Raw genomic sequence first — 25,317 nt, 5'->3', positions numbered from 1 at the left:
CCCACGCTTTTTGGGCATAAAGGTATGCCCGCAGGGTGTTTCCACTTTCACGCCCACGCTTTCTGGGCATAAAGGTATGCCCGCAGGGTGTTTCCACTTTCACGCCCATGCTTATTTCTACTGCCAACGGTTCTTTAGCTTTGTCTGCAAACGGTACAGGGTATTGAGCGCGTCAATGGGAGTCATATTCCCCAGCTCTAAATCACCCAATTCCTTGATGATATCATCATCCTTTACAGTATCAAAGATGGACATCTGCTGTAAATCCACTTCGTCGGGCTTTGGAACAGCCTTTCTTTGGGTGATATTGGCGTTGATTTCGGCAATTTCTCGGGCTTTGGCTGTGATGTCTGCATCCCTTAATTCTTCCAACAGCTCCTTGGCCCTGATAATGACGGAGTCCGGGACGCCGGCCAGCTTTGCCACCTGTATGCCGTAGCTTTTATCGGCTCCGCCCTTTATGATCTTTCTTAAGAAAACAATGTCATCGCCCTGTTCTTTTACTGCGATGCAGTAATTATTTACACCGCTCATGGTTCCTTCCAGTTCGGTCAACTCATGATAGTGTGTCGCAAACAAGGTTTTTGCTCCCAGGATCTTCGGATTACTGATGTGCTCTACCACAGCCCAGGCAATGCTGAGTCCGTCAAAGGTGCTGGTGCCGCGGCCGATTTCATCTAAGACAATCAAACTGTTTTTTGTGGCGTTCCGAAGGATGTTGGCAACCTCCGTCATCTCCACCATAAAAGTACTCTGGCCGGAAGCCAGATCATCGGATGCACCTACCCGGGTGAAAATCCGGTCGCAGATTCCAATGCTTGCTTCCTCTGCAGGAACAAAGCTTCCGATTTGGGCCATCAGAACAATTAACGCAGTCTGGCGCATGTAGGTAGACTTTCCTGCCATGTTTGGGCCGGTGATAATGGAAACCCGGTTTTTCCCGTTGTCCAGATAAGTATCATTGGAAACAAACAGATCATCCCGCATCATTTTTTCCACTACCGGATGGCGTCCGTTCTTAATATCGATCAGTCCCTTTTCATTAACCTGGGGCTTAACATAGTTGTTCCTTGTGGCAACAGAGGATAAGGAGGCCAGGACATCGATCCCTGCTATAGCCCTGGCAGTCTTCTGTATCCGGAGAACCTGGTCTGCCACCGAATCCCGGACCTGACAAAATAAACTGTATTCCAGGGAAAACAGCTTGTCCTCAGCTCCCAGTATTACATTTTCAAGTTCCTTTAACTCGTCGGTGGTATAGCGCTCTGCATTGGCAAGAGTCTGTTTACGGATAAAGTAATCGGGCACAAGATCCTTAAAGGAATTGGTTACTTCAAAATAATAGCCGAATACCTTATTAAATTTTACTTTCAGGTTTTTGATCCCTGTTTTTTCTTTTTCCCGTAATTCCAAGTCAGCAAGCCAGTTTTTCCCCTCTGTTTTGGCACTTCTCAGCTTGTCGGCTTCTTCATGAAAACCATCCTTAATGATCCCGCCGTCCCTTAAGGTAATAGGCGGATCGTCAATAATGGCACGGTCAATCAATTCCCTGACATCCTCTAAGGGATCCAGTTCCCCCCACAAGTCCTTTAGCATGTCACTGGTGAATTCTGCTAAGAGATTCTTGATGTGCGGAAGCATTTCCAGGGAGCTTTTAAATGCGATCATATCTCTTGGATTGGCTGTCTTATAACTGATCCTTCCGATCAGACGCTCCAGATCATAAATCGGGTTTAAATATTCACAGATCTCTTCCCTTGATATGAAATTCATATTCAGCTCTTCAATGGCGTTCTGACGTTTTATGATCTCTGATTTATGAATCAAAGGCTGCTCTATGTAGGTACGAAGCATTCTGGCGCCCATGGCTGTTTTCGTCCGGTCCAGAACCCAGAGAAGGCTTCCCCGCTTCTGCTTTTCCCTTAAGGTCTCCAAAAGCTCCAGATTCCGTCTGGTAGAAGTGTCAATAATCATGAACTGTCCGGTGGAATAAGGAGTGATGGTGGTTATATGGGAAAGGCTGTTTTTCTGGGTCTCGTACATGTACTCCATAACTGCCCCGGCAGCTATGACTCCGGTGTCATAATCTTCCAGCCCGAGTCCTGTGAGTGCGCCTACCTTGAAGTGTTCTTTTAGAATTTTCCGGCAGACTTCATCGGAAAAGAAATGATGATCCAGAGATGAAATAACCGCATGGTGACGGTTCTTTATTTCTTCCACATCCACTCCAGAAACATAAAATGCTTCGTTGCAGATGATTTCAGAGGGGGTAAACTTATTGATCTCATCCATTAGTTCCCGCTCCGATTCTACCTCCGTTACAAGAAAATCACCGGTGCTGATATCCGCTACTGCGATTCCAAAGGTTTCACCGATATAGACGATTCCCATCAGGTAATTATTCTTTGTTTCATCAAGAGCCTGTGCGCTTGTGATGGTTCCAGGTGTTACCACACGAATAACCTCACGCTTTACCAGTCCCTTGGCAAGCCTGGGGTCTTCCATCTGTTCGGCAATGGCAACTTTAAAGCCTTTCTGAACAAGACGGTTTAAATATGTATCAACGGCATGATAGGGAACACCGCACATAGGTGCCCGTTCCTCCAGTCCGCATTCTTTTCCGGTTAAGGTGATTTCCAGCTCTCTTGATACGGTAACCGCATCTTCAAAAAACATTTCGTAAAAGTCTCCCAGCCTGTAAAACAAGATACAGTCCGGGTATTCCTTCTTTGTTTCCATGTAATGAGCCATCATTGGTGATAATCCAGCCATGCTCTTTTACTTCCTCTTTTCTGTATACCGCCCATGTTTTTTGGCAGAGCCCATCGCATTACCAAGTGTAATGGTATGCCTGCAGGGCGTTTCTTTTGTAATTATCGGAAGTAAAGAATACTTCCGATAATTGGATGGACGGGCCCAAAAGCGGCCCATATTATGGTCTTAAAGTTCCCATGTAGTAAAATCCTTTGGATTCATCCAGATATACGTCCACAATTTTTCCTATGAGAGAAGAATCTCCCTTAAAGTGAACGGTAGTGTTATTACTTAAGCGGCCGGTTAAAAGGCCTTCCTCATGATCATTCACTTCTTCTACAAGTACCTTTTGAACGGTGTGTTCCTCTCTTCCGCAGACTTCGGAGGAGATTTTCTGGACTTCAGCCAGCAGACGGTCAAAGCGGTTCTTTATCGCATCTTCCGAAACCTGCTCCTCCATCTTTGCTGCCGGTGTTCCGGTACGTTTGGAGTAAATAAAGGTAAAGGCGCTGTCAAAGCGTACCTTTTTTACCACATCAAGAGTTTCGTTAAAATCTTCTTCTGTCTCCCCGGGAAAGCCTACAATAATATCTGTGGTCAGGGAAATATCCGGCATGGCTGTCCGGATTTTTTCTACAAGTTCCAGATACTGTTCCTTGGTGTATCTCCGGTTCATGACCTTTAAAATCCGGCTGCTGCCTGACTGAAGAGGCAGGTGAAGATGCCGGCAAACCTTTTTGGAATTTTTCATGGCTTCGATCAGATCGTCTGACAAATCCTTAGGATGAGAAGTCATAAAACGAATCCGCTCCAGGCCTTCCACCTGATCGATCTGGGTCAGAAGTTCTGCAAAGCTTACGGGTGTTTCCAGAGTTTTTCCATAGGAATTGACATTCTGCCCTAAAAGCATAATCTCCACAACTCCGTCATCTGCAAGCTGTTTTACTTCTTCCAGAATATCTTTTGGGCTGCGGCTCCGTTCTCTGCCCCGTACATAGGGTACGATGCAGTAGCTGCAGAAATTGTTGCAGCCAAACATAATATTAACGCCGGATTTAAAGGGATATTTCCGATCCGTGGGGAGATCCTCCACAATTCGGTCAGTTCCTTCCCAAATGTCTACAACCATCTTTTTTTCTTCCAGGCGTTCATACATAAGCTCTGCCAGTTTAAAGATATTATGAGTACCAAAAATAATATCCACAAAGCGATAGCTCTTTTTAATCTTTGCAACTACTTCTTCTTCCTGCATCATGCAGCCGCAAAGAGCGATCATCATATGGGGATTTTTCTTTTTTAGGCTGTTTAAATATCCAAGACGTCCGTAGACTCTGTCATTGGCATTTTCCCTGACAGTACAAGTATTATAAAGAACAAAGTCAGCCTCTTCCGTAGCATGTTCTACAAATCCGATGGCTTCTAAGATCCCTTGAAGCTTTTCGGAATCTCTGGAATTCATCTGGCAACCGAAGGTGGCGATATGAAAGGTAAATTGCTCCTTTCCTGAGGCTTCCTTTAATTTTTCCAGAATATCCTGGCAGCGTTCTATAAAAAAGTATTGTCTTGCAGGTTCTTCCTGGGGGGCATGGCTGAGTGCTTCTTCATAAGTCATATTTATATCATTCATTTACATAACCTCTTAATTTTTTGATTGTTGCATATATCCGCAGTGAACAGTATATCATAAATCCTTTTTATTGCAAATACCAAAAAAATTTCCCAGGGGAGCTTGCTCCTATCTAAAATAATCTTCCTGTTCCGAAACAATTTCTATCGGCTGCTGAGAATCAAACTCCTTCATCTTCTGAATAGCAAGTACAATGTACAGCACGGAAAGACCGAAATTAATGATTCCAAACATCGGTAAGGAAAACGGAAGAAATGACATAACTGCTTTAATCAATAAAGGCAGTGTCCGTGCATAGACTCCCATTAGATACAATTGGCCAAAAGTTAGTTTATACTTCATACAGGAAGCGGCTATCATTCCAAGAAGAGCTACAATCAGTACCCCAAAGAAAAAGAATGCTGTCATGAATATAAAGGCAGCAACCAGAACCCCTGCTACGATTAAGTAAGCCTGCGGCACGTACTCCATAAGTTTATTTCTGCTGAATTCTATGCCGAGATCCGAAAAATATTGTCCCTGAATTTGACCTTTGTTCTTCACAATGACTTTTTCTGAATCTATCAGGAATACTTGGTAATAATCCGAAATATATTCTCCAATTTCATCTGTATCATAAAAAATGTTATCCGGTTCTGAAGTGATATAAATATAGGTACCATCTGCTTCATATTCAATCGGTTTCTCAATCCAAAACACTCCATTACTCAGCTCAAAGTCAGGAATATAATCCTCTATAATCTTTACAAATCCGCCTGTTTTAACCTGAAATTTAACGAAAGGAATGATCATGGTCAGAGCAAAGTATATAACCATAAGAATAAATCCTGCTAAAAAAACCTTTCGTCGTTTATTATTCAAAAATTCCCTATAACTTTTAAAGTCATAAACCGATAATATAAGTTCCCTGAATACATTCATAAGTTTACCCCCCATCTCATTTTCTTTTCCGTTTCATCATTAACAAGGATCTTGCTTAAATTCAGCTTAATCTGATACTCCTTTTTTTTAACTTTTACATACCATACTTTACCCATTTACTTATATCCTTTCTCTTAAGTATTTTTAAAACATATTAAGCTTATCATATGGCTGTATTTAAGTAAAATATTATTTTATATCGGCTTGTGTGATATACTCTGGACCAAAACAGCTTTCAGGTTCTTTTTTTCAATGGAAAAGAGCCGCTGTACCATAGGTGATTACATTCCTATTTACAACGACCCTTTTATGAAAATCAAGTAAAGTCTTCTCCGTTTGTTTCAATTACACCTTTAAACCAATCAAAGGAATCTTTTTTTATTCGTTCCATGGTTCCTTCCCCATGATCATCCAGGTCGACGTAAACAAATCCATAACGCTTACTCATTTGTCCTGTTGTGGCACTGACAAGGTCAATTGGTGCCCATGTCAAATAGCCAAAACAATCTACCTGATCAATTTCAACTGCTTTTTTTAGCTGGGTAATGTGTTTTTTTAAATAGTCAATGCGATATTCATCATGGATTTTTCTATCTTCCGTCAATTGGTCTACCGCACCGAGTCCATTCTCTGTAATAATAATAGGGATGCCATATTTACGGTAAGTATAATTTAGTAAATACCGAAGGCCCACAGGGTCAATGGTCCAGCCCCATTTGCTTGCTTCCAGATAAGGATTTTGCAAGCCGCCAAACAGGGCACTTTTTCCTTCTTCTGCCCCTTCATATTCGGCAACTGACGATGCGTAATAATTCATCCCTATGAAATCAATGGTTCCATCGCGAAAAGCCTGGCTATCTTCCTCGCTGACAGCAATTTCGATTCCTTGAGATTGGTATTCCCGGATTTTATAAGCCGGAAACAGGCCGTTGCACATGGCGTCAATCTGATAAAAATCCCGGTCCATTTGCTTAAATGCATTCATCACATTGATTGGATTGCAATCGACAGGATAAACCGGTTCGATTCCAAACACGCATCCGATCTGGTTGAGCGGGTCTACGGTGTGGCCCAGCTTAACAGCTAAACAGCTAGCAAGAGTCATGTTGTAACCGATTGTCGCAAGGGTCTGCTTTTTATTCTCCAATTCAGAGTATTTTAATCCGGCAATAATATAGGTAAAGATATCACTTGCTTCTGTTTGAGGATCAAGATGGTTCATTTCATTAAAAGTGACCCAATATCTTACTTTTCCTTTCAATGCTTCAAACATTGTCTTACAGAATGTTAAATAATTATCAATAACTGTTCTATTCACCCAGGAACCGTAGGTCTTTACCAAATGAACAGGCATTTCAAAATGATACAACGTTACAATAGGCTCTATTCCATATTTTATTAATTCATCCACAACATTTTGATAGAAGCGGATTCCTTCCTGATTTGGGATTTCCTCATCTCCATTGGGATAAATCCTTGACCAGTCGATGGATATCCGCAAGGCTTTAAATCCCATTTCTGCAAAAAGAGCAATATCCTCTTTATATCGGTGATAAAAATCAATTCCCTGATGAGAAGGATAATGGGCAGTTACGGATAACTGTTTATGGATTTCCCTTGGTTTTCCATAGGCTCCCACTGTCACAAGATCCATGATCCCTAAACCTTTATGTCCCTCATCATATGCACCTTCGCATTGGTGGGCGGCAATGCTGCCGCCCCATAAAAAATCATCCTTTAATCTCATAGTTATTTACTTTGCTCCTGTTCCAAGACAATATTCATAATCGGATCATCTATGTGAACTTGTTTACTTCCTTCAGGAATTACATCTAAATAATCATTGGTATTTGTTATGATAACAATTACAGTGGGATCATAACCATCATCTACGATGCTTTCAAAGTCTACGATCGCCAGCTTTTGTCCTCTTTTAACAACGTCTCCTTGATTAACCATAACCTGGAAATGTTCTCCTTCAAGTTTCACAGTATCAATGCCGATATGAATCAAAACTTCTTCGCCTTGGTCACCCTTAATTCCTATCGCATGTTTTGTAGGAAAAACGGCGGCAACTTCCCCGTCAACTGGTGCATAGATGGTGTCCTTCTTCGGGATGATTCCCACCCCTTTCCCTAAAGCCCCAGTGGAGAATGCCTGATCCTTTACTTCTGTTAATTGTACTAATTGGCCTTCGGCGGCAGTTGATAAAGAAATTGTTCGAAAATTAGGGTTCTCGCCTGTTATTTCACCTGGACTTTCTTTTTCAGCACTATCATCTTCAGATGGCACGCCTAATATATAAGAAACAATCGCTGCTCCCACGAAACTAATAATAACTGCTGAGACCATCAGCCATAAATTTTTGAAATCTCCAGCACCAATGTAAGCCGGTAAGCCAAACAGGCCCCATGCGATGGAATAAGCCTTAACGCCTGTAATTCCTGCAAACAGTCCGCCTAAACCGCCGCCGATCATAACCGCTACAAACGGCCGGCGAAATTTTACAAAAACACCATAAATAGCAGGTTCCGTCACGCCTAAGATGGCAGACAGTGTCACAGTTCCGAACAGCTGTTTTTGTTTGCTGTTTTTTGTCCGCAAAAAGTACCCTAGCATCGCACCGCCAACAGCTATATCAGAAATCGTACAAGAAGAAATAAACGCAGGATCATAACCATTAGAAGCAATAAGGGAAGCGACTACAGGCATAATAAAATTGCCTGCCCCCAGCATGATAATAAATGGCTGCAATGCAGAGTAAAGCATCATAACAAACCAGCTGCCCACGTATTTCATCAGAAGATTAAAGAACGCAATGATTCCTTCTCCCAGATAAAATCCTAAAGGTCCAAAGACCAACAAGGTTGCCGGAAGCATAACAACCATAATCAGTAAAGGAGTTAAAAAGTACTGTAAGGCAGTCGGAACTATCCTTTTTACAATTTTCGTTACATATCCCATGAACCAAACTGCTAATAAAATAGGTATAAAACTATTGGAGTACGTAATTTGAGGCAATGGAATGGTGAATAAGCTCAGTCCTTCTACTCCATTAATTGATCCGGATAAAATAGTTGCCGCTAAAGCCACTGCCAGGTAAGGGCTTACCCCTAATCTTTTGGCACAGCTCATTGCCATAAAAATAGGCAGGAAATAGAAAACGGCATTTCGTAATGCATCAAAAATTTGATATGTGGGACTCTCAGGTGAAATCAATCCTGTAAGGGAAACAATGGATAAAAACGCAGCCAATAATCCCGCACAAATAATTGGTTCCAATATCGGGTTCATCGATTCAGAAACAACATCCAAAGCAGCCTTTACAAAATTTTTATTTTTTCGTTTCTGGGAACCCTCTTCGCCAGTACTAATGCCTAGCATATCGATCAGTTCTTTGTATACGTCATTTACGTGAGTTCCCACTATAATCTGATAAGCAACATTGTTATCAACTACATCGATAACACCCTTTAAATTTTTAATTTCCTCTGTCTTAGCTTTCCTTTTATCTTTTAAAGTAAAACGTAAACGTGTCATACAGTGTACAACTGCCTGTATGTTGTTTTTACCGCCGATTAAGTCAATAATCTGCTGGTTAAACTCTTGGTATTTCATGATTCATTTTCCTTTCTTTCCAAAATGCGATTAATGTGTATCATTAAATACGCATATTCATCTTGCGATAAATACTGATTAAACTTTTTCTTTACATAAATATCAATTTTTTCTACTGCGGTATAGGCATAGGGGTAAATCTCCTTTACCTGCTGATATAAAATTGAATCACTTTGTCCATGATTTTTTTCTTTTCTTAAGCGTTCAATAAAATACTGAAGATGGGTTACTAACCGCATATAGTTCATGGAAGATTCATCAAAAGAGATGTTAAAATGATATTTAATAATGTTCAGAATATCCTGCAGCGTTTCCATATCTTTAATTTTTTCATCCAGAAGAGATTTTTCTTCCTGGATATTCACAAAGTGTAAGGCGATAGAAACGGCTTCATCATCAGGAAAATCAATTTGATAGCACTCCCTCATCATCTGCAGAGCATGGAGGCCGATTTTATAATAAACCGGATAAAACTTTTGAACCTCCCAGGATAAAGGACTTCGGATAAACTGATTTTTCTTTCCCCGTTTCCAGGCAAAAGTAATATGGTCGAGCAAGGCCAGATATAAATAATCATTCGCTTTTTGTTCCAATACTGTTTCACCATAATGAACCAGATTATTGATCAGTCCAATGGTTTTCTCATCGGTATTGGTGAGTAAATAGCTTAAATGCTCAAGGCGGTCTTTTGAATCTAATACATACGTCTTTTCAATTTCGGAATCTGTAATTTGTTGGCCAACTTTTTTTTTGAACGAAATTCCTGTTGAATAGACGATTGATTCATGGCCACCTTTTTCAACTATTGCAATGTTATTATTCAGGATCTTTTTTACCCGCACCGTGTACTCCTTTCAAGAAAAAAAACTCAGATTACATACCAATTAACCCAGTAAAAATGGGCTGATTAATATGGAATCTGAGTTCTGCCTGCTTATCAGTAACATAACTCAAGAAATAACTACTTTGTTATTCCTGATTTTTTCTTTCTTACACTACAGGTATAATATCACTAATTTATTCCTGTGTCAACGCCTATTTTTTGTATAAATAGAGCAATTTATAACTCTACTGCTTCAGTTGCCACCTTCCTGGTAAATGCATCATCATGCTCCACAAGCAGCATGGTCGGCTGGAACTTAAGGATCAGATCCTCGATTTGGATCCTGGAATATACATCAATGAAATTAAGCGGTTCATCCCAGATATACAGATGAGCCTGTTCACAGAGACTGCGGGCAATAAGAACCTTTTTCTTCTGTCCTTCACTATAAGATTCCATCGGTTTTTCCAACTGCTCCCTGGAGAAGTCCAGCTTGCGAAGGAGCGTCTTGAACAGTGAGTCTTCGATACCGTTTTCCCTGGAGTATTCCGTCAGGCTGCCTTTTAAAAATGAAGTATCCTGAGATACATAGGATATCTTAAGACCGCTTGATATTTCCATATACCCTTCAAAGGAAATATTTTCTCCTGCAAGATCCCTGCCAACCACCAGCTTCAATATACTGGATTTTCCGCAGCCATTTTTCCCCTGCAGGGATATCCTCTGTCCCTGTTCCAGTGTGAAGCTGACAGGTTTGCAGACAGGTCCTTCATAGTAAGGAACAACATCTTTTAATGAAAGAATTCTGGAAGAGCGGTATTTTAAAGGATAGAGCTTAAGATCTTCTGCCTCCTCTATATTTTTCAAAAGACCTTTTTTATTCTCAATGGCATAGTTCTGCCTGTTTTCCAGATTCTTTCTGCGCATCTGCATCCGCCTGGACTTTTCCCCTACATAAGCCCGTGTGTCAATGGATTTTTCCCGGTTCATGGATTTTTTCCCGATCTTTGTGGACTCCACCTGGTCCGCCCATTCCCCTGACTGTCTTGCGGCTGCCTCCAGATGACGGATGTCCTTTTTTAACCGCTCATTTTCGGACCGTTCATACTGATCCTGCATTTGCTTGTTCTCATACCAGGAGGTAAAATTGCCTCTCTGAACTTCAATACTTGTTTTGTTTATGGACAGGATATGGTCCACGGATGCATCCAGGAATTTCCGGTCATGAGAAACCAGGATAAATCCCTTTTTGCTATTTAGATACTGACTTACCAGTTCTCTGGCCTCCCGGTCAAGGTGGTTGGTGGGTTCATCGATCAGCAGGAAGTGACCTTCTCTTAAGAACAGGGCTGCTAAAAGAACCTTAGTCCTCTCTCCGTTTGAAAGTGTGTAAAAAGGCCGGTATAGCACATCCTCAGAGACCTTTAATCTGGACAACTCTCTTTGAAGCTCCCAAAACGGATATTCACCAAGGATGGAATCCAGAATTTCCAGAGTATCCAATTCCTCATCCGGCACAGGAAAAGGGAAATAGTCAAATATGACATTTGAAATAATAGTTCCTGTGTAGTTATAACGGTTCATCAATAAATTTAAAAAAGTGGTTTTTCCTCTCCCGTTTCTTCCTGTAAAGCCCAGTTTCCAATCCGTATCAATCTGAAAGGATACGTGTTCGAAGACGGGATCTGGGCTTCCTTCATAGGTAAAAGATAAATCAGTGACTTGTATTAATGACATAGAGCTTCCTCCATTCAGGCAGAAAATAAGATTTCTGCACAAAAAAACGACTGCAAGAATCCTTTATCTCACAGCCGTTCGCATAAAATAAGCCCATAGGGCTAATATTTTGCATGATCCATGTCATTTTATGACAAAAAGGGCAGGAGAATGAAATACTATTCTTGCAAAAACAGGCATGACAAAAAAAAGACAATGTCTCTTTTTCTTCTCATCATGCAGTTACTTGAGCAAGAATTGTTATTTCATCCTTTCACCTCATTTCGATTTATATGCCCGTAGTCTATCATAAATATATATTATTGTCAAATAATAATGAGCTGAATACGGGAACTATTCCATAGTATGTGCGGATCTTTCCTAATTAGCCCGTCCCGTAATGGTAATTTCTACCCGACGATTTTTTGCTCTTCCTTCTTCCGTGTCATTGGAAGCAATGGGATTGTAATGAGAATTTCCCTCAATGGACATCTTACCTGGTTCTAACCCCATAGTGGTCATCTGGTTTAGAACCGCCACAGCCCTGTTTACGGACAGCTGCCAGGAATCCGCCTCATTGGCCGCATCATGGTGGCCTAAATCCGCCGTATTGCCTGTGATCGTAATGTGGTTGATGTCACTGTAAATGGCCTCAAGGCTGGTGCTGATTTCCTGTATGACCGGCTTGCTTTCCGGAAGCAGGATGGCTGTATCCGGTTGGAACAGCATGGCATCTTTTAAATGTATGCTTACAGCTGATCCATTGGAAGATACATCGATCATATTTCCCAGACTGTGATCGGCGATATAAGCTTTTAAAGCCAGATAGACATTGTCCAGATTTTCCGCAGAAATAGAAACACTGTCTCCTATTGTGGAACCGCTTACCTGACCCGTATGGTTTAAAACCTGTTCCAGCCCATGGGACATCTCCTTTAGCTTCATCGTATCAACCGAGCTCATGCCGTACAAGATGATAAACAAAGCCAAAAGCAATGTGATCATATCAGAATATGTAAGCAGCCACCGCTCTGAATTGTCCTTTTCTCCTTCTGCTTCTGTGTATCTTCTGCGCATCCTTTATTCCTCCCAATTTTAGTTTTCAATTCCCCGTTTGTAACGTGTGGCTCCATCTGAAAAAGCCTGGAAATAAAGGGCGAGTTCATTTTCAATATTTCGGGAGGTATTTCCATTGGCAATCATACATACGCCATCTACGATCATTTCTTTTTGAATATGTTTTCTCTTTAATTGTGTTTTCAATTTGTTTGCAATTGGCATGTAAATAAGATTGGCAAAGCACACGCCATAAAGGGTTGCCACAAATGCAGTACCGATGGAACCTGCAAGCTCTGACGGGTCCTCAAAACCGGAAGCAAGTACCATGATCAGTCCCATAACGGTACCAATAACTCCCATGGTAGGAGAAAATCCAGCAGCAGCCTCAAATACACTTGCCTCAATACTCTTTTGCTGAACATAGGCTCTGATATCAGATTCCAGGGTGTACTGGATAGACTCCGGCGACTTCATTTCCTGGATAAGCACCAGGCCTTCTTTAAGAAGCAGATATTCCTCCTGATTCAGTTCCGGATCCCTGCTTATATTTTCCAGGCAAGTGACTCCCTCCGCCCGGTAGCGGGTCGCAATCATTGATATCTTGGCAATCATCTTTTCCAGACTGGCGGAATGGGGATGCTTAAAACTTCGGAACATCGCCCGCATAGCCATAGCTATGTCAGTCAGAGAATAGGATGCGATGACAGCGCCAACGGTTCCTCCTACCACTATGATGAAAGGGCTTAACAGGAAAAGAGAGTATATGGCACCCTTTTCCAGAACAAAGCCTGTTAAAAGAGCACCTATTCCAATAATAATACCAATAAGTAATGAAAAATCCATAATTTTCTCCTTTGTAACCAATATTTGTAACATCATAATTCTATCATATAACGTGGAATCTCTGATGCTAAAATATTGCTAATATTACAATCGGATTTTTTATGGATTTTCGCATTTTAAAAAACTTACAGCTATGGACGGATCTGTCCATTGCCATAAATAATATATTTAGTTGTTGTCAATTCCTTGAGTCCCATAGGTCCTCTTGCATGAAGTTTCTGGGTACTGATCCCTATTTCAGCTCCAAAACCGAACTCAAACCCGTCCGTAAAACGGGTGGATGCATTAACATAAACGGCTGCCGCATCAATTTCATTTAAAAACTTTTGAGCATTGTTATAATCTGATGTGATGATAGCTTCCGAATGCTTGGTGTTATAGCGGTTAATATGAGATATGGCTTCCTCTACAGAACCTACGATCTTTAAGGACAGGATATAATCTAAATATTCACAACCCCAATCCTTTTCTGTGGCAGGAACAAAGCCTTCTGCCATCGTGCAAGCTTCCTCATCCGCCCGGATTTCAACAGATTTTAATGAAAGCCTTTCTTTTAATAGAGGCAGGAAACGGGGCGCGATCTCTCTGTGAATGACCAGGGACTCGCAAGCGTTGCACACACCAATCCTCTGGGTCTTTGCATTAAATATGATATCCAAAGCCATATCAAAATCTGCAGTTTCATCGACAAAAATATGGCAGTTTCCTGTTCCTGTTTCAATGACAGGAATGGTACTGTTGTCCACTACCGTCTTTATTAACCCGGCGCCTCCCCTTGGAATCAATACATCTACATATTCCCTGAGGCGCATGAATTCCTTAGTTACTTCCCGGTTTGTATCGGTAATGAGCTGAATGGCATCCTCTGGAAGGCCTGCATTCTTTAAACCGGTACGAAGCCATTTTACAATGGCTTTATTGGATTCCAGAGCATCGCTTCCGCCTTTTAAGATCACGGCATTTCCTGATTTGAAACAGAGTCCGAAAGCGTCGGCAGTTACATTTGGTCTGGCTTCGTAGATAATACCCACAACACCCATAGGCACGCGCTTCTGGCCAATGGTAAGGCCATTGGGGCGAACCTTCATGGAAAGCACTTCCCCTACCGGGTCATCCAGTGTGGCAACGGATAAAAGTCCGTCAGCCATAGCTTCAATTCTCGCAGGAGTCAGTTCCAGACGGTCAATTAACCCAGCGTTCATTCCGGAGGCGGCAGCCTTGATTACGTCTTCCTGGTTTGCTGCAAGAATTTCCGCTTCCCCTTCCAACAGAGCTGCTGCTGCTGCTTTTAAACCGTCATTTTTTTGGGCTGAACCTAGTATCCCTATGGCTCCAGCTGTTTCCTTTGCTGTCTTTCCAATCTCAGTAATCGTCATAAAAGAGTCCTCCAATCGTCTCCTTATCTAAGGAGTGATAATCCGATCCATACGTTTGTCATGTGGTTCCGTAGGAATATGGTCAAAGATCTGGAAGCCGTAGGCTATGGCAATGCGGGCATGGTTTGGTTCTCTTTCAAAAAGCCGGTCATAATATCCGCCACCGTAACCAAGCCGGTTTCCGGATTTGTCAAAAGCAACTCCCGGAACAATGACGGGAGCTTCCGGGTCATGGATTTTTAAACAGGTTGGCTTTGGCTCCATAATACCCATGATGCCTTCTTCTAAGTCTGCTTTTCCGGAAATGATATAAAATTCCAGTTCCTTTCCAACGACCTTTGGTACGGCTACGCATTTCCCTTGCTTTAATAATGCCTCCATGAACCTCCAGGTACCTGCCTCCCGGCGAAAGGATACATAGCAGTAAACACAAAATGCCCGAAGGATATCATCAAGACTCAATAGCTGCTCGCAGATGGCATCGTTCCACATACTCTCAGCAGTCGTTTCCAAGGTCTTACGCTTTTCCTTTATTAATAACCTGATATCATTCTTCTCCAACTTTTCCATATTTCTTACCTAAATCTGTTACGGTACCGTCATCCTCCTGAATGGAAATGTTATTTAGATTTCCACGTAAACTGTTGCGGATGGATTCGATGTACTCTTTTCGTAAAGCGGCCTGCTCCGCTTTTTCTTCTTCTGATAATCCGGTTGCTTTTGATTTATGATAAAGTGTATTGATTCTGTCAATCTTATCCTGATTCATAGGGTTCTCCTTAATATTCGTGATTGATGTAGTCCATTAAGTCAAAGTCATGGTTTGGATGGGCCAGGAACAGGGTTCCTTTTTCTTCCCCTGTTACGATCTGCTCGATGACTTCCACCTGGTCGCCATTTGCAATGACCATATCGGAACCACCGTCTGTAGCAATACGGGCGGCAGCAAGCTTTGCAGCCATGCCTCCGGTACCCACGTCACTTCCGGATGTGGATTTTCCCATCTCCATCAGCTTAGGTGTGATCTGCTTTACCAATCCGATAAACTCTGCCTTCGGGTTTTGTCTTGGATCGTCGGAATAAAGGCCGTCAATATCCGATAATAATATCAGAAGATCTGCCCCGATCAATGCGGCAACAATGGCGGAAAGCCGGTCATTATCGCCGAAATTATCCACAAGAGGAATTTCAGAGGTGGATACGGTATCGTTTTCATTGACAATCGGGATGGTCCCAAGTTTTAAAAGTTCATCAAACGTGTTTTGGGCATTATAGCGGCTGCTGTCATTAACCATAGTATTTTTGGTTAAAAGAACTTGTGCTGCTATTTGATTATATTCTGCAAACAGCTTTTGGTACACCATCATAAGTCTGGCCTGGCCCACGGCGGCAAATGCCTGTTTTTCCGATATGGTTACAGGTCTGGTATGGTGCCCAAGTGCCTGACGCCCAGCTGCAATTGCACCGGAGGAAACTAAAACCACCTGTTTTCCCTGCCCTTTTAAATCGCTGATCACCCGAACCAGTTTTTCTATTTTCATCAGATTCAAATCCCCGGTATACGCATGGGTTAAGGATGATGATCCGATCTTTATTACAATCCTATTTTTATCCTTTAGTTTTTCTCGCTCTGTGACGCTCATCTTCATTATCATCTGCTTTCTGGAATTCTTTTTGTTTCATATCTTACATCATTTTTATGATTTCGTCAATTTATATAGAAAACCTATCAAATCTGGAAGCAATGGCTTCCGCCACCTTTAAACCATCGATTGCAGCAGAGGTGATTCCTCCAGCATATCCGGCACCTTCTCCGCATGGATAGATCCCTTTCATACTGCATTCAAAGGATTCATCCCTTGGAATGCGTACCGGGGAAGAGGTTCTGCTTTCCACGCCTGCCAAGATAGCATCCGGTCTGGAAAAGCCGCGAATTCTGCGTTCAAAGGCTTCCACTCCCTGGATTAGGGATTCTGACAAGTATGCAGGAAGAAACTCTCTGATATTAGTAAAATCATATAAGCCTTTAAAGGCCGGTTCCACATCACCAAATGCCTTTGAAGGCTGATTCTTTTTAAAATCACCGTAAAGCTGGACCGGAATTTTCCCGTTGTTACTTAGAAAGGCCGCTTCTTCCAGCCGTCTTTGATAAGCGATTCCGGCAAGAGGAGTCGTTCCGCCAAAATCCTCCGGTGTTACGGTAACAATCAGGGCGCTGTTGGCATTTACACCATCTCTCTTGTGGTAGCTCATTCCGTTTACCGCAAGCCTGTTTTCCTCGGAAGAGGCATTGACTACATATCCTCCGGGACACATACAGAAGGTATAAACACCTCTTCCATTTGTGCACTGATGGGTCAGCTTGTAATCCGCCGGGCCCAGTATGGGATGGTTTCCCGTGCCATATTGAGAACGGTTTATGCTTTCCTGTGGATGCTGAATTCTTAAGCCCACTGCAAAAGCTTTTGCTTCCATTGGAATTCCTCTTTCATTCAGGACTTCGAACGTGTCCCTGGCACTGTGCCCGATCGCCAGCACAAGGATTTCAGCCGGAATCTCTTCCTTTTCCTCGACCATCACTCCCTTAAGCCTTCCGTCCTTCACTATGAAATCGGTTACGCGGCTGTTAAAGCGGACCTCTCCTCCAAGATTTATGATCTCCTTCCTCATCCCACTCACGATGCCGCTTAAAACATCTGTGCCGATATGAGGCTTATTTACATAGAGAATAGAGGGATCAGCTCCGAATTCCACAAAAAGCTCCAACACCTTCCGGTTCCTCATAAGGGGATCTTTCACAAGGGTATTAAGCTTTCCATCGGAAAAGGTGCCTGCACCTCCCTCTCCAAACTGTACATTACAATCCGGTCTTAATGTCCCGCCTTTCCAGAATAAGTCCACAGCTTCACTGCGCTTTTCCACGGACTCTCCCCGTTCCAGAAGAAGGGGTCGGTATCCGTGCCTTGCCAGCATGAGCCCGCAAAAAAGTCCGGCCGGTCCGGCGCCGATGATTACCGGCCGGCTGGCCATTGTTTCGGTCCCCGGCTTTGGAAAGACGTATTCTTTTTTCTCTGATATTCCAATGTCTCCGCTTTTGACTTTATGTATCACAGACTCTTCTTTTGCAGTTTCCACGTCAATGCAGTAAGTAAAATGGATTTCCTCTTTTTTTCTTGCATCAACAGACTGTTTGATTATTTGAATGGAGCGTATTTCTTTTACCGGAATCTTTAGTGCTTTTGCTGCTTTTGCCCATAAGGCTTCTTCTGTGTGTTCCACCGGCAGCTTTAATTGATTAATTCTGATCATTGTTTCCTCCTGCATTTGTACCAGCCAGTATGCCGCAAGACCACGCCCATTGCAGGTTATAACCTCCGCAGATGCCGTCCACGTCAAGAATTTCCCCAGCAAGGTAAAGTCCGTTTACAAGTTTTGATTCCATGGTATTTGGATCGACATCCCTGGTATCAATTCCTCCGCTGCACACCTGCGCCTGATCAAAAGAATTGGCGGCAAGGATTTCTGTTTCAAGCCCCTTTAAGACAGAGGTCAACTTTTTTATCTGCATTTTTGTGATATCTTTAACAAAACCTTTTTCTGAGATACCGGCTTCCTTTAATAGAATCCGGGCCAGCTTATGATTTAATACGCCATTTAAGAATTCTTCCGCCGGACGGTAGCTAAAGCGCTTCGCTCGATCCGAAAGAAGCTGTCTGGTACTGTTAAAATCCATGGAAGGTAATAAATCAAGCTCAGCCGTCACCTGTCGGCCTGTATCGATTCCTCTGGCAGCAAAACGGCTAATCTGGAAAACCGGAATGCCGGAGATTCCGTAATCCGTGAATTGAAGTTCTCCGCGGTCGGCTGCAGCAGTTTTTCCGTCTATTTTAAGCGTCACAGAGGCCTCTGTCCTGACTCCGGCGGCCTGTTTGTACCACTTTTCCCTACACTTAAGCTGCACCAGGGCAGGCAGCGGCTTAACGATGCGGTGTCCCAAAGCCCTTGCCAGTTGATAACCGCTTCCATCGGAACCTGTTTTGGGATTTGCCATGGAACCTGCCGCTAAAATGACGGCATCCGCCTTTTTCTTTCCTTTGGAAGTTATTAAGGATAAATCCTTCCTGATCTCCTCAACATTACAGTCAGTAACGATGGAAACGCCCAGATGGTCCAGTTCAAAGAGAAGAGCTTCCAGAACGGAGGCGGCTTGTCCGGAGTTTGGATAGACATATCCGTTCCGGTCTGTAAGTACAAGTCCTAAATCCCGGAAAAAATCCAGGGTCTGTTCCACGGTAACGTGATCCAGGACTTTTTTAATAAACTCTTGCTGACCTCCCCGGTAAGCACCATCAGGGGTCATTAAATTAGTTAAGTTGCATTTCCCATTTCCGGTGGAAAGAAGTTTTTTCCCCGGTTTGGCTGTATGTTCTAAAATGGTAACAGAAGCACCCTGTCTGGCTGCCTGGATAGCCGCTGCCAGACCGGAAGCTCCTGCTCCTACAATGATTACCTGTTGTTTCATAAAATCCTCCTGTATCCTCAGACAGACCTATTGTATCCAGTTTGCCACTTCATTTCAAGTATTTCTTTAGCTTGTATAGGATTCCAGGTAATTAAATACCTCAATCATGGAAGAAAACCATATGCCATCCATTAATTTTCCTCGTTCTTCTTCGGGAAAGTCTGTGATGGGCATATGGGTATAAAGGCAGATGGTTGTTTTATCCTGGTAGAGGACGAGAAGATATCCGTCCTCTGAGACAAGATAAAATTTTTCTTTGCCCTTTGCATTTACGGGTTCAACCTCTTCCTGGTTTATCACAATCTGTGCTTCCGTTACAGTTTCTGTTTCTATGGTTGCCCCCGGCAGAGCCTCCTCAGGCCTTACGCTGTCCTTTGTAATGGCAAATCCAATCCCTAGGCAAATGGCAGATGCCGCTACGAACAAAAGAAAGCAGAACATATACTTCTTCATGAGATGATACCTCCTTCATGTAAGTATAGTATCTGCCTTCTTCCTTGGTTTTAATCACAAAAGATGGAATTTTCTTGCAATGCGCACCAGCTTCTTGCCTCCGGGAACACTTAAAAGCTCTGTTTCATCTACGCAACGCAGTAATAAAAGGAGAATTCCATAAACCACCACAGCTATGGCTATCGCGGCAATAACACCAAGAACATTACGTTTTAAGGTCAGATGTACAAGGAAATAGGTGCCGTAAGCAGCCGCTCCCATAACTCCCGATGCCAGAGTGGGAATAATAAATGTTTTTTTCATTTCCTGCTTGTAATTTAAAAATCTACCGATAGCGGCTCCATTTAAGATACACATGGTAAGAGCAAATAGGATGTTGGAATAAACCACGCTGTAGATTCCCATCCGGAATCCGAAAAGCATGATGCACAGGATGATTACATGAAGGATCAAGGAAATAATCGCATTCTTTAAAGGTGTCTGCATCCGGTTGATCCCCTGCAATACTCCGTTGGTCACTGTGGAAAGGGAGAAAAACACCACTGCCACAGATCCGTACATCATCATCTTAATAAGAGCCGAATTGTCATTCCTGCTGAATAACAAATTGCAGATAGGCCCTGCCAGTACGGTAAGGCCGACCGTAGCCGGTATGGCGATAAGCATAGAAAAACGAATCACCATGGAAACCTTGCTTTTTAGCTGTCCCTTCTGCCCTTCTGCCATTGCCCTTGAAAGAGAGGGGATGAGGGCGGAGGATAAGGAATTGGCTATTGCCACCGGGATGTTAAAAAGAAGCTGGTACTTCCCGATCAAGCCCCAGTTGGAAGCAATCTCCGAAGCACCCATACCCATAGCAGTCATGCCGTTTCCATAGATGCTGTTATCAATCACGGTACTTATGTTATAAGCTACGCTGCTTAAAACAATGGGGAAGACAGTCATGAAAAGAACGCCGGAAAGTTCTCCATAGGATTCCCGACGTCTTGTCCTATCCCTTCTTGCCTGTTTTTTCATGATCGGCATGTAACTGAATAAAATAAACAGCAGAAACAGCAGAGCAGCTACGGCTCCTGCCCCTGTTCCTATGGTTCCTCCTGCTGCTCCAAAGGCATAGGAGTATTCCGTAGACCCATGAACCAGATTGGACCGAAGCCCTGCCTGAAACAGCTTGGAAGCAGCATATACGCTGATGATCGCATTAACGATCTGCTCAAGGATCTGAGATATGGCCGTGGGAAGCATGGTCCCGATGCCCTGGAAATATCCCCGAAACACGCCAAGATAAGCAATTACCCAGATAGTAGGGGCCAGCGTCTTTAAGGCATAGAAGGTATAAGGCATTTTTAAAAATCGGCTAGCGAATATATCTGCTCCAAACCAGAGCACGGCAGCTCCCAGCCCGCCTACCACGGTGCCGTAGAACAGAGCCACCTGTAACACCCTTATGGAGTTACGGTACTCTTTTCTCGCCAGTCTGGTGGCAATCATCTTGGATACTGCAGTAGGCAGACTGTAAGATGATACAATCAAAAGGAGGGAATAAATGGAATAGGCAGAGCTATAATAGCCGTTTCCTTCATTCCCTAAAATAGCCGCCAAAGGGATACGGTAAAACATGCCAATGACCCGAACGATAATACCTGCCACCGCAAGGATGGCTCCCTGTATCAGGAAATTGGAAGATCCCTTTTTTGTTGTTTTTTTGCTTGTCCTATTCTTTTCCATATAACTTTACATTGGGAGAATCCTGTGCAGAAATAATGCATACCCAGGTTTTTCCCTGGTTCAGGATAATCTCGTTATTCTCCATGTCGTAATAATGTGTTGGGCCGAATTCTCCGTCCTTACTCCATTTTATGGGGATGGAACGGCCTTCTGTCACGTAACAGCCATAAGAGTCATCCTGTACGTTGATGTTTAAATAATCTGTCGTTGCATAATGGGCGGACGGACAGTACTGAAGTATGATATTCTTAACTTTAATCTGACCTTCATTGCCCTTATGGGGAGCCCCATACTGAAACCGGTAATAAAGCCCGTCCTCTTCATGATATTCAAACCACGGCTTATTGAGCACATAGCCTGGATATACCTTATAGGCATCGACGACGCTATTTGCGTCTTCCAGGGTCACCATCGTGCCATCCTTTGCAAAACGGTAATGGCCGCGGTAAGACGGGGCGTAGCTTTGTGAGTATCCCAGCTGAAGGATGGACTTGTTTAACCGGTCCCCGCTGGTGTATGCGTTGTGGGGAGCTTTCCGGTCTTTGGTGCGGAAATATGCCACCGTACCGATGCCATCGAGCCCGTTAATGTTATCCACATTGGCTAAATAAGGCTTTGCAAAGGTGCTCTGCCCGTAATGTGCATAGATGGCATCAAACTCACGGGCAAAATATGTATAATAGGTGCGGCAGCTCCTAACGGAGCCGATCCGGTCCAGATCATCATAATTTTCCAAAATAGCCATGTAACGGTTCATCCCCCCTTCTGCCGGTGCTTCATAGACCACTCCGGCACGGTTGATCCCGTATTGGGGAAGAGCTTCTTTGTCATTGCTCATCATTACTGCAACCGGCCTCCGGTTTCCGTAGGCAGAATCCACCATCTCCCCGGTAAGGTAGCTGCGTATCATTCCATCTTTTTCGGTACGTTCTTCAAAGGTATAGTATTCACCGGTATTCGCATCTGTCTCATCGTCTGCTGTCTCACTGCTGCTGATTTTGATTTCTTTTGTCTCCGGAGCCTGGGATGTTTCCATCGATTGATCCGGAACCCACACCTTTTCGTATTTTTTGCTGCAGCCGGATAAAAAAGCAGCAGAAAGCATGACGCCAGCGAATCCAAACCATACCTTTTTCATCATCTTACATATCCTCCCCGGCTTAAGATTTCCTCCTGCTTCCGTTCCATGATCTTTCGTTCATCTTCTTCCATGTGATCATAGCCGCAAAGATGAAGCATGCTGTGAGCAACTAAAAAGGCAAGCTCCCTTGTTTGGGAGTGGCCGTATTTTTCAGCTTGTTCTTCTACCTTATCGATAGATATAACAATATCTCCCAGTAAAAGTTCTCCTGTATCCGGATGAAAACAGTCATCTCCCGCTTCTTCCAGGAATTCAAAATCCGAAGGTCTTTCATATTCAATCATGGGAAAGGAAAGAACATCCGTAGGGTTGTCTATATTCCGATATTCGTTATTGATCTGGCGGATATCCTCATTGTCGGTAATGAGGACATTGACCTCAGCCTCATAAGGGCAGTCTTCATAATCCAGCGAATCTTCCACTACCCTTGTAATAATATCTTCATATGGGAGGTCCAGCTTTTTTTCGGCCTCATATTCAATATTAATCGTCATAACGTGCCTTTCTGCCGCCAATGGCTTTTGTCTTTCGTTCAACCGGCTTTTTCTTCGACTCATAATCATCGTAAGCCTGTACAATCTTCTGTACCAGAGGATGACGAACCACGTCGCTGCTGGTTAGCTGGCAGAAACCGATGTCGTCAATTCTCTTTAATATTTTCATAGCCATATCAAGTCCTGATAAGCTACCGGTAGGAAGATCTTTTTGTGTTAAGTCACCCGTTACAATCACCTTTGACCCAAAGCCGATTCTGGTGAGGAACATCTTCATCTGGGCAGGAGTGGTATTCTGGGCTTCATCAAGAATAATATAGGCATTGTCTAAGGTACGGCCTCTCATATAAGCCAGAGGTGCTACCTCAATCAGGCCTTTCTCTGAATTATGGAGATAACTCTCCGCTCCCATGATCTGATAGAGAGCATCATACAACGGCCTTAAATAAGGATCTATTTTGCTTTGCAGATCTCCCGGGAGAAACCCCAGCTTTTCTCCGGCCTCTATGGCAGGCCTGGTCAGGATGATCCGGCCTACCTCTCCGTTTTTAAAAGCCTGGATGGCCATTGCCATGGCAAGATAGGTTTTTCCGGTTCCTGCAGGACCAATTCCGAAAACGACCATCTTCTTTCTGATCTGGTCCACATACTGCTTTTGTCCAAGGGTTTTGGGTTTTACCGGTTTTCCGTTAATTGTTCTGCAGATAATGTCCTTGTCGATTTCTAAAATTTGACTATCGCTTTCAGAAAATGACAGAGAGAGAGCATAATCTACATTTTGTTCTGTAATGGCATTCCCCCGCTTGGAAAGCTCAATCAGGTTATTAAATACACTTTTTGCTTTCTGTACCATTTGCTCTGACCCAATGATCTTAAGGGCGCCATCACGTCCAATCATGGTAACATGCAGAGTCCGTTCGATTTTCTTTAAATAGCTGTCAAACTGTCCACATACATTTTTTTCGTGTTCAGCTGGGATGTCTATGATTGTCTCAATTACGCTCATTTGAATGATTTGTCTCCTCCGGTTCCTCTGATCTTTGCATCTTAACCGCCTCCCGTCTTCCTACGGGCTCCTCTGCCACGAAATCTATGGCAACCTGGCATAAAGATTCATTATCTAGTATTTTAACATGATTTTCCAGAATTTGTACCCCTTTTTCTATTAAATTTTTTTTGTGCCTCTCGTTCATATCCTCAGACAGCAGTTTTTTTTCTTCCTCTGTATAGGGACGCTCGTAGGATATATACTCTTTCCCTGTTATTTTACCAAAATAAATAGGAAGATAAAAATTCTGGAATAAATGAAGCTGCTCTTCTTCCATGGTTCGTTTCCATGAAGTTCCCTCTGGCTTGGGACGGATTAACAGGAAGGAAAAGCGAAAAGCTTTCATATAGTACCCATTCCTTACTTTTCCTGTTTCTACGTCAACTTTCTTAAAAAGTGGCATCTGTCTCGTAAAATGATATTCTGTTCTGGCTGTTATATCCGCATCCGATCGTACGAAGTGCGTGTTTATCACTGTTTCGCTGTCGTCGGTAATGGGTAGAGTGCCGCTGATCAGTACCTGCCCTTGTGTTATGGTATCGCCTATGGCTACCATCGGAACACCGCTTCGAACGATCATGGAGGTTATTACACCGTCCTTTTCTGCTATGATGTCACATGGGGTTTCATCCTTTGCAGGAATCTCTGACAACACTTCATTTTCTTTTATTTTAACCAGAAGGCGTGTTCCTGATACCCTTGCCGATACCCAGGTTATTTCAGGAAATTTGGTGCGAAAAGCTTCTTCAAGGACATCACAGTCAATGTTTGACTTTCTCATACCATACCGGATTTCTTCCGATTCACAGAACTTTATAAGAGTGTCGTATGTATACATCCGGTTCCCATCGAATTCAATATCCCAGATAAACAGGGAAAGGGAATAGAGGATCAAAAAAAAGCTGATGAACCCAGCTGCATATAATTTCCGTTTTTTGTTCCGATGTAAAAAAAAAGGAAGTCCAAACTTTTTTAAAATCCTAAGTCTGACCTTCGATTTGCGCACAAGTGGCTTCACCTTACGGAACCCTTGTACCGTCATGAAAAGCTGATAGGAATGTCCGCAATTGATGACCTTCCACAATTCAATTTCATGGACACTGCACATGTTAAGAAAACGTTCCGGGGAAAAACCGGTCATTTCTATAGAAAGATAACCGAATAAATAATGATTCAGCCATGCAAGCATTTTAC

21 protein-coding genes are annotated in these 25,317 nt (G+C 43.0%); all 21 read right to left on the bottom strand.

All coding sequences use genetic code 11. The annotated features are described in order from the left end of the window. Positions 1 to 117: 117 nt before the first annotated feature. The 21 genes from mutS to yqfD all read right to left on the bottom strand — a co-directional run bounded on the left by mutS (position 118) and on the right by yqfD (position 25,312). Entirely contained in the window at positions 118 to 2,772 is a 2,655-nt protein-coding gene (mutS, locus tag ACHZES_RS02365; RefSeq protein WP_038284309.1) for a DNA mismatch repair protein MutS, read from the bottom strand. A 160-nt stretch (positions 2,773 to 2,932) separates the two neighbouring features. After that, positions 2,933 to 4,381: a tRNA (N6-isopentenyl adenosine(37)-C2)-methylthiotransferase MiaB gene (miaB, locus tag ACHZES_RS02360; protein WP_038284308.1), complete on the bottom strand. Its 1,449-nt coding sequence runs from the start codon at positions 4,379 to 4,381 to the stop codon at positions 2,933 to 2,935. A 108-nt stretch (positions 4,382 to 4,489) separates the two neighbouring features. Beyond that, complete coding sequence (locus ACHZES_RS02355; RefSeq protein ID WP_154520674.1) at positions 4,490 to 5,302, bottom strand: DUF1189 domain-containing protein; 813 nt, start codon at positions 5,300 to 5,302, stop codon at positions 4,490 to 4,492. 316 nt (positions 5,303 to 5,618) lie between these two features. Continuing rightward, complete coding sequence (locus ACHZES_RS02350) at positions 5,619 to 7,049, bottom strand: family 1 glycosylhydrolase (RefSeq protein ID WP_395548522.1); 1,431 nt, start codon at positions 7,047 to 7,049, stop codon at positions 5,619 to 5,621. A gap of 2 nt (positions 7,050 to 7,051) precedes the next feature. Beyond that, positions 7,052 to 8,920: a PTS beta-glucoside transporter subunit IIBCA gene (locus tag ACHZES_RS02345; RefSeq protein ID WP_038284305.1), complete on the bottom strand. Its 1,869-nt coding sequence runs from the start codon at positions 8,918 to 8,920 to the stop codon at positions 7,052 to 7,054. Further along, positions 8,917 to 9,762, bottom strand: a complete 846-nt coding sequence (locus ACHZES_RS02340) for a PRD domain-containing protein (RefSeq protein ID WP_353655079.1) — start codon at positions 9,760 to 9,762, stop codon at positions 8,917 to 8,919. Before ACHZES_RS02340 ends, ACHZES_RS02345 begins: the two co-directional genes overlap by 4 nt. A 218-nt stretch (positions 9,763 to 9,980) precedes the next feature. After that, entirely contained in the window at positions 9,981 to 11,480 is a 1,500-nt protein-coding gene (gene abc-f / locus ACHZES_RS02335) for a ribosomal protection-like ABC-F family protein (RefSeq protein WP_395548525.1), read from the bottom strand. A 360-nt stretch (positions 11,481 to 11,840) separates the two neighbouring features. Continuing rightward, positions 11,841 to 12,536 carry a flagellar motor protein MotB gene (locus ACHZES_RS02330; RefSeq protein ID WP_051835243.1) on the bottom strand — a complete coding sequence of 232 codons (696 nt, stop codon included), beginning with the start codon at positions 12,534 to 12,536 and terminating at the stop codon, positions 11,841 to 11,843. Positions 12,537 to 12,554: 18 nt separating this feature from the next. Continuing rightward, positions 12,555 to 13,361: a motility protein A gene (locus tag ACHZES_RS02325; RefSeq protein ID WP_195841057.1), complete on the bottom strand. Its 807-nt coding sequence runs from the start codon at positions 13,359 to 13,361 to the stop codon at positions 12,555 to 12,557. Between the two features lie 131 nt (positions 13,362 to 13,492). Then, positions 13,493 to 14,737: a glutamate-5-semialdehyde dehydrogenase gene (locus ACHZES_RS02320; protein WP_038282916.1), complete on the bottom strand. Its 1,245-nt coding sequence runs from the start codon at positions 14,735 to 14,737 to the stop codon at positions 13,493 to 13,495. A 27-nt stretch (positions 14,738 to 14,764) separates the two neighbouring features. Further along, entirely contained in the window at positions 14,765 to 15,307 is a 543-nt protein-coding gene (locus tag ACHZES_RS02315) for a 5-formyltetrahydrofolate cyclo-ligase (protein ID WP_038282918.1), read from the bottom strand. Beyond that, a complete protein-coding gene (locus ACHZES_RS02310) occupies positions 15,285 to 15,506 on the bottom strand; it encodes a DUF896 domain-containing protein (protein ID WP_038282920.1) in 222 nt (73 codons plus the stop codon). Before ACHZES_RS02310 ends, ACHZES_RS02315 begins: the two co-directional genes overlap by 23 nt. 10 nt (positions 15,507 to 15,516) lie before the next feature. Beyond that, entirely contained in the window at positions 15,517 to 16,380 is an 864-nt protein-coding gene (gene proB / locus ACHZES_RS02305; RefSeq protein ID WP_038283158.1) for a glutamate 5-kinase, read from the bottom strand. A 70-nt stretch (positions 16,381 to 16,450) separates the two neighbouring features. Beyond that, on the bottom strand, positions 16,451 to 18,046 hold the full coding sequence (locus ACHZES_RS02300) for an NAD(P)/FAD-dependent oxidoreductase (RefSeq protein ID WP_395548530.1): 1,596 nt from the start codon (positions 18,044 to 18,046) through the stop codon (positions 16,451 to 16,453). Then, a complete protein-coding gene (locus ACHZES_RS02295; protein WP_395548532.1) occupies positions 18,033 to 19,259 on the bottom strand; it encodes an NAD(P)/FAD-dependent oxidoreductase in 1,227 nt (408 codons plus the stop codon). Before ACHZES_RS02295 ends, ACHZES_RS02300 begins: the two co-directional genes overlap by 14 nt. Before the next feature lie 66 nt (positions 19,260 to 19,325). Continuing rightward, positions 19,326 to 19,712, bottom strand: coding sequence for a hypothetical protein (locus ACHZES_RS02290; RefSeq protein WP_038282926.1), 387 nt, complete (start codon positions 19,710 to 19,712; stop codon positions 19,326 to 19,328). Positions 19,713 to 19,766: 54 nt separating this feature from the next. Continuing rightward, entirely contained in the window at positions 19,767 to 21,440 is a 1,674-nt protein-coding gene (locus tag ACHZES_RS02285) for a polysaccharide biosynthesis C-terminal domain-containing protein (protein WP_395548533.1), read from the bottom strand. After that, on the bottom strand, positions 21,427 to 22,581 hold the full coding sequence (locus ACHZES_RS02280; RefSeq protein WP_395548534.1) for a DUF3048 domain-containing protein: 1,155 nt from the start codon (positions 22,579 to 22,581) through the stop codon (positions 21,427 to 21,429). Before ACHZES_RS02280 ends, ACHZES_RS02285 begins: the two co-directional genes overlap by 14 nt. After that, positions 22,578 to 23,075 (bottom strand): rRNA maturation RNase YbeY, encoded by a 498-nt coding sequence (ybeY, locus tag ACHZES_RS02275; protein ID WP_395548535.1) that lies wholly within the window; start codon positions 23,073 to 23,075, stop codon positions 22,578 to 22,580. The genes ACHZES_RS02280 and ybeY overlap by 4 nt, the downstream gene beginning before the upstream one ends. Further along, positions 23,065 to 24,081, bottom strand: coding sequence for a PhoH family protein (locus ACHZES_RS02270; protein WP_154520682.1), 1,017 nt, complete (start codon positions 24,079 to 24,081; stop codon positions 23,065 to 23,067). The genes ybeY and ACHZES_RS02270 overlap by 11 nt, the downstream gene beginning before the upstream one ends. Next, positions 24,068 to 25,312 (bottom strand): sporulation protein YqfD, encoded by a 1,245-nt coding sequence (gene yqfD / locus ACHZES_RS02265; RefSeq protein ID WP_038282934.1) that lies wholly within the window; start codon positions 25,310 to 25,312, stop codon positions 24,068 to 24,070. Before yqfD ends, ACHZES_RS02270 begins: the two co-directional genes overlap by 14 nt. Positions 25,313 to 25,317: the final 5 nt, after the last annotated feature.

Origin of the sequence: Lacrimispora sanguinis (assembly GCF_044987295.1) — a bacterium.
Taxonomy (GTDB): domain Bacteria; phylum Bacillota; class Clostridia; order Lachnospirales; family Lachnospiraceae; genus Lacrimispora; species Lacrimispora celerecrescens_B.
The sequence above is the reverse complement of the archived record's forward strand: the minus strand, read 5'-3'. Positions and strand labels throughout refer to the sequence as shown.

Excerpts from the sequence above, each read along its gene's own strand:
- mutS (WP_038284309.1), bottom strand. The coding sequence starts at position 2,772 with ATGGCTGGATTATCACCAATGATGGCTCATTACATGGAAACAAAGAAG.
- miaB (WP_038284308.1), bottom strand. The coding sequence starts at position 4,381 with ATGAATGATATAAATATGACTTATGAAGAAGCACTCAGCCATGCCCCC.
- ACHZES_RS02355 (WP_154520674.1), bottom strand. The coding sequence starts at position 5,302 with ATGAATGTATTCAGGGAACTTATATTATCGGTTTATGACTTTAAAAGT.
- ACHZES_RS02350 (WP_395548522.1), bottom strand. The coding sequence starts at position 7,049 with ATGAGATTAAAGGATGATTTTTTATGGGGCGGCAGCATTGCCGCCCAC.
- ACHZES_RS02345 (WP_038284305.1), bottom strand. The coding sequence starts at position 8,920 with ATGAAATACCAAGAGTTTAACCAGCAGATTATTGACTTAATCGGCGGT.
- abc-f (WP_395548525.1), bottom strand. The coding sequence starts at position 11,480 with ATGTCATTAATACAAGTCACTGATTTATCTTTTACCTATGAAGGAAGC.
- ACHZES_RS02330 (WP_051835243.1), bottom strand. The coding sequence starts at position 12,536 with ATGCGCAGAAGATACACAGAAGCAGAAGGAGAAAAGGACAATTCAGAG.
- ACHZES_RS02325 (WP_195841057.1), bottom strand. The coding sequence starts at position 13,361 with ATGGATTTTTCATTACTTATTGGTATTATTATTGGAATAGGTGCTCTT.
- ACHZES_RS02320 (WP_038282916.1), bottom strand. The coding sequence starts at position 14,737 with ATGACGATTACTGAGATTGGAAAGACAGCAAAGGAAACAGCTGGAGCC.
- ACHZES_RS02315 (WP_038282918.1), bottom strand. The coding sequence starts at position 15,307 with ATGGAAAAGTTGGAGAAGAATGATATCAGGTTATTAATAAAGGAAAAG.
- ACHZES_RS02310 (WP_038282920.1), bottom strand. The coding sequence starts at position 15,506 with ATGAATCAGGATAAGATTGACAGAATCAATACACTTTATCATAAATCA.
- proB (WP_038283158.1), bottom strand. The coding sequence starts at position 16,380 with ATGAGCGTCACAGAGCGAGAAAAACTAAAGGATAAAAATAGGATTGTA.
- ACHZES_RS02300 (WP_395548530.1), bottom strand. The coding sequence starts at position 18,046 with ATGATCAGAATTAATCAATTAAAGCTGCCGGTGGAACACACAGAAGAA.
- ACHZES_RS02295 (WP_395548532.1), bottom strand. The coding sequence starts at position 19,259 with ATGAAACAACAGGTAATCATTGTAGGAGCAGGAGCTTCCGGTCTGGCA.
- ACHZES_RS02290 (WP_038282926.1), bottom strand. The coding sequence starts at position 19,712 with ATGAAGAAGTATATGTTCTGCTTTCTTTTGTTCGTAGCGGCATCTGCC.
- ACHZES_RS02285 (WP_395548533.1), bottom strand. The coding sequence starts at position 21,440 with ATGGAAAAGAATAGGACAAGCAAAAAAACAACAAAAAAGGGATCTTCC.
- ACHZES_RS02280 (WP_395548534.1), bottom strand. The coding sequence starts at position 22,581 with ATGATGAAAAAGGTATGGTTTGGATTCGCTGGCGTCATGCTTTCTGCT.
- ybeY (WP_395548535.1), bottom strand. The coding sequence starts at position 23,075 with ATGACGATTAATATTGAATATGAGGCCGAAAAAAAGCTGGACCTCCCA.
- ACHZES_RS02270 (WP_154520682.1), bottom strand. The coding sequence starts at position 24,081 with ATGAGCGTAATTGAGACAATCATAGACATCCCAGCTGAACACGAAAAA.
- yqfD (WP_038282934.1), bottom strand. The coding sequence starts at position 25,312 with ATGCTTGCATGGCTGAATCATTATTTATTCGGTTATCTTTCTATAGAA.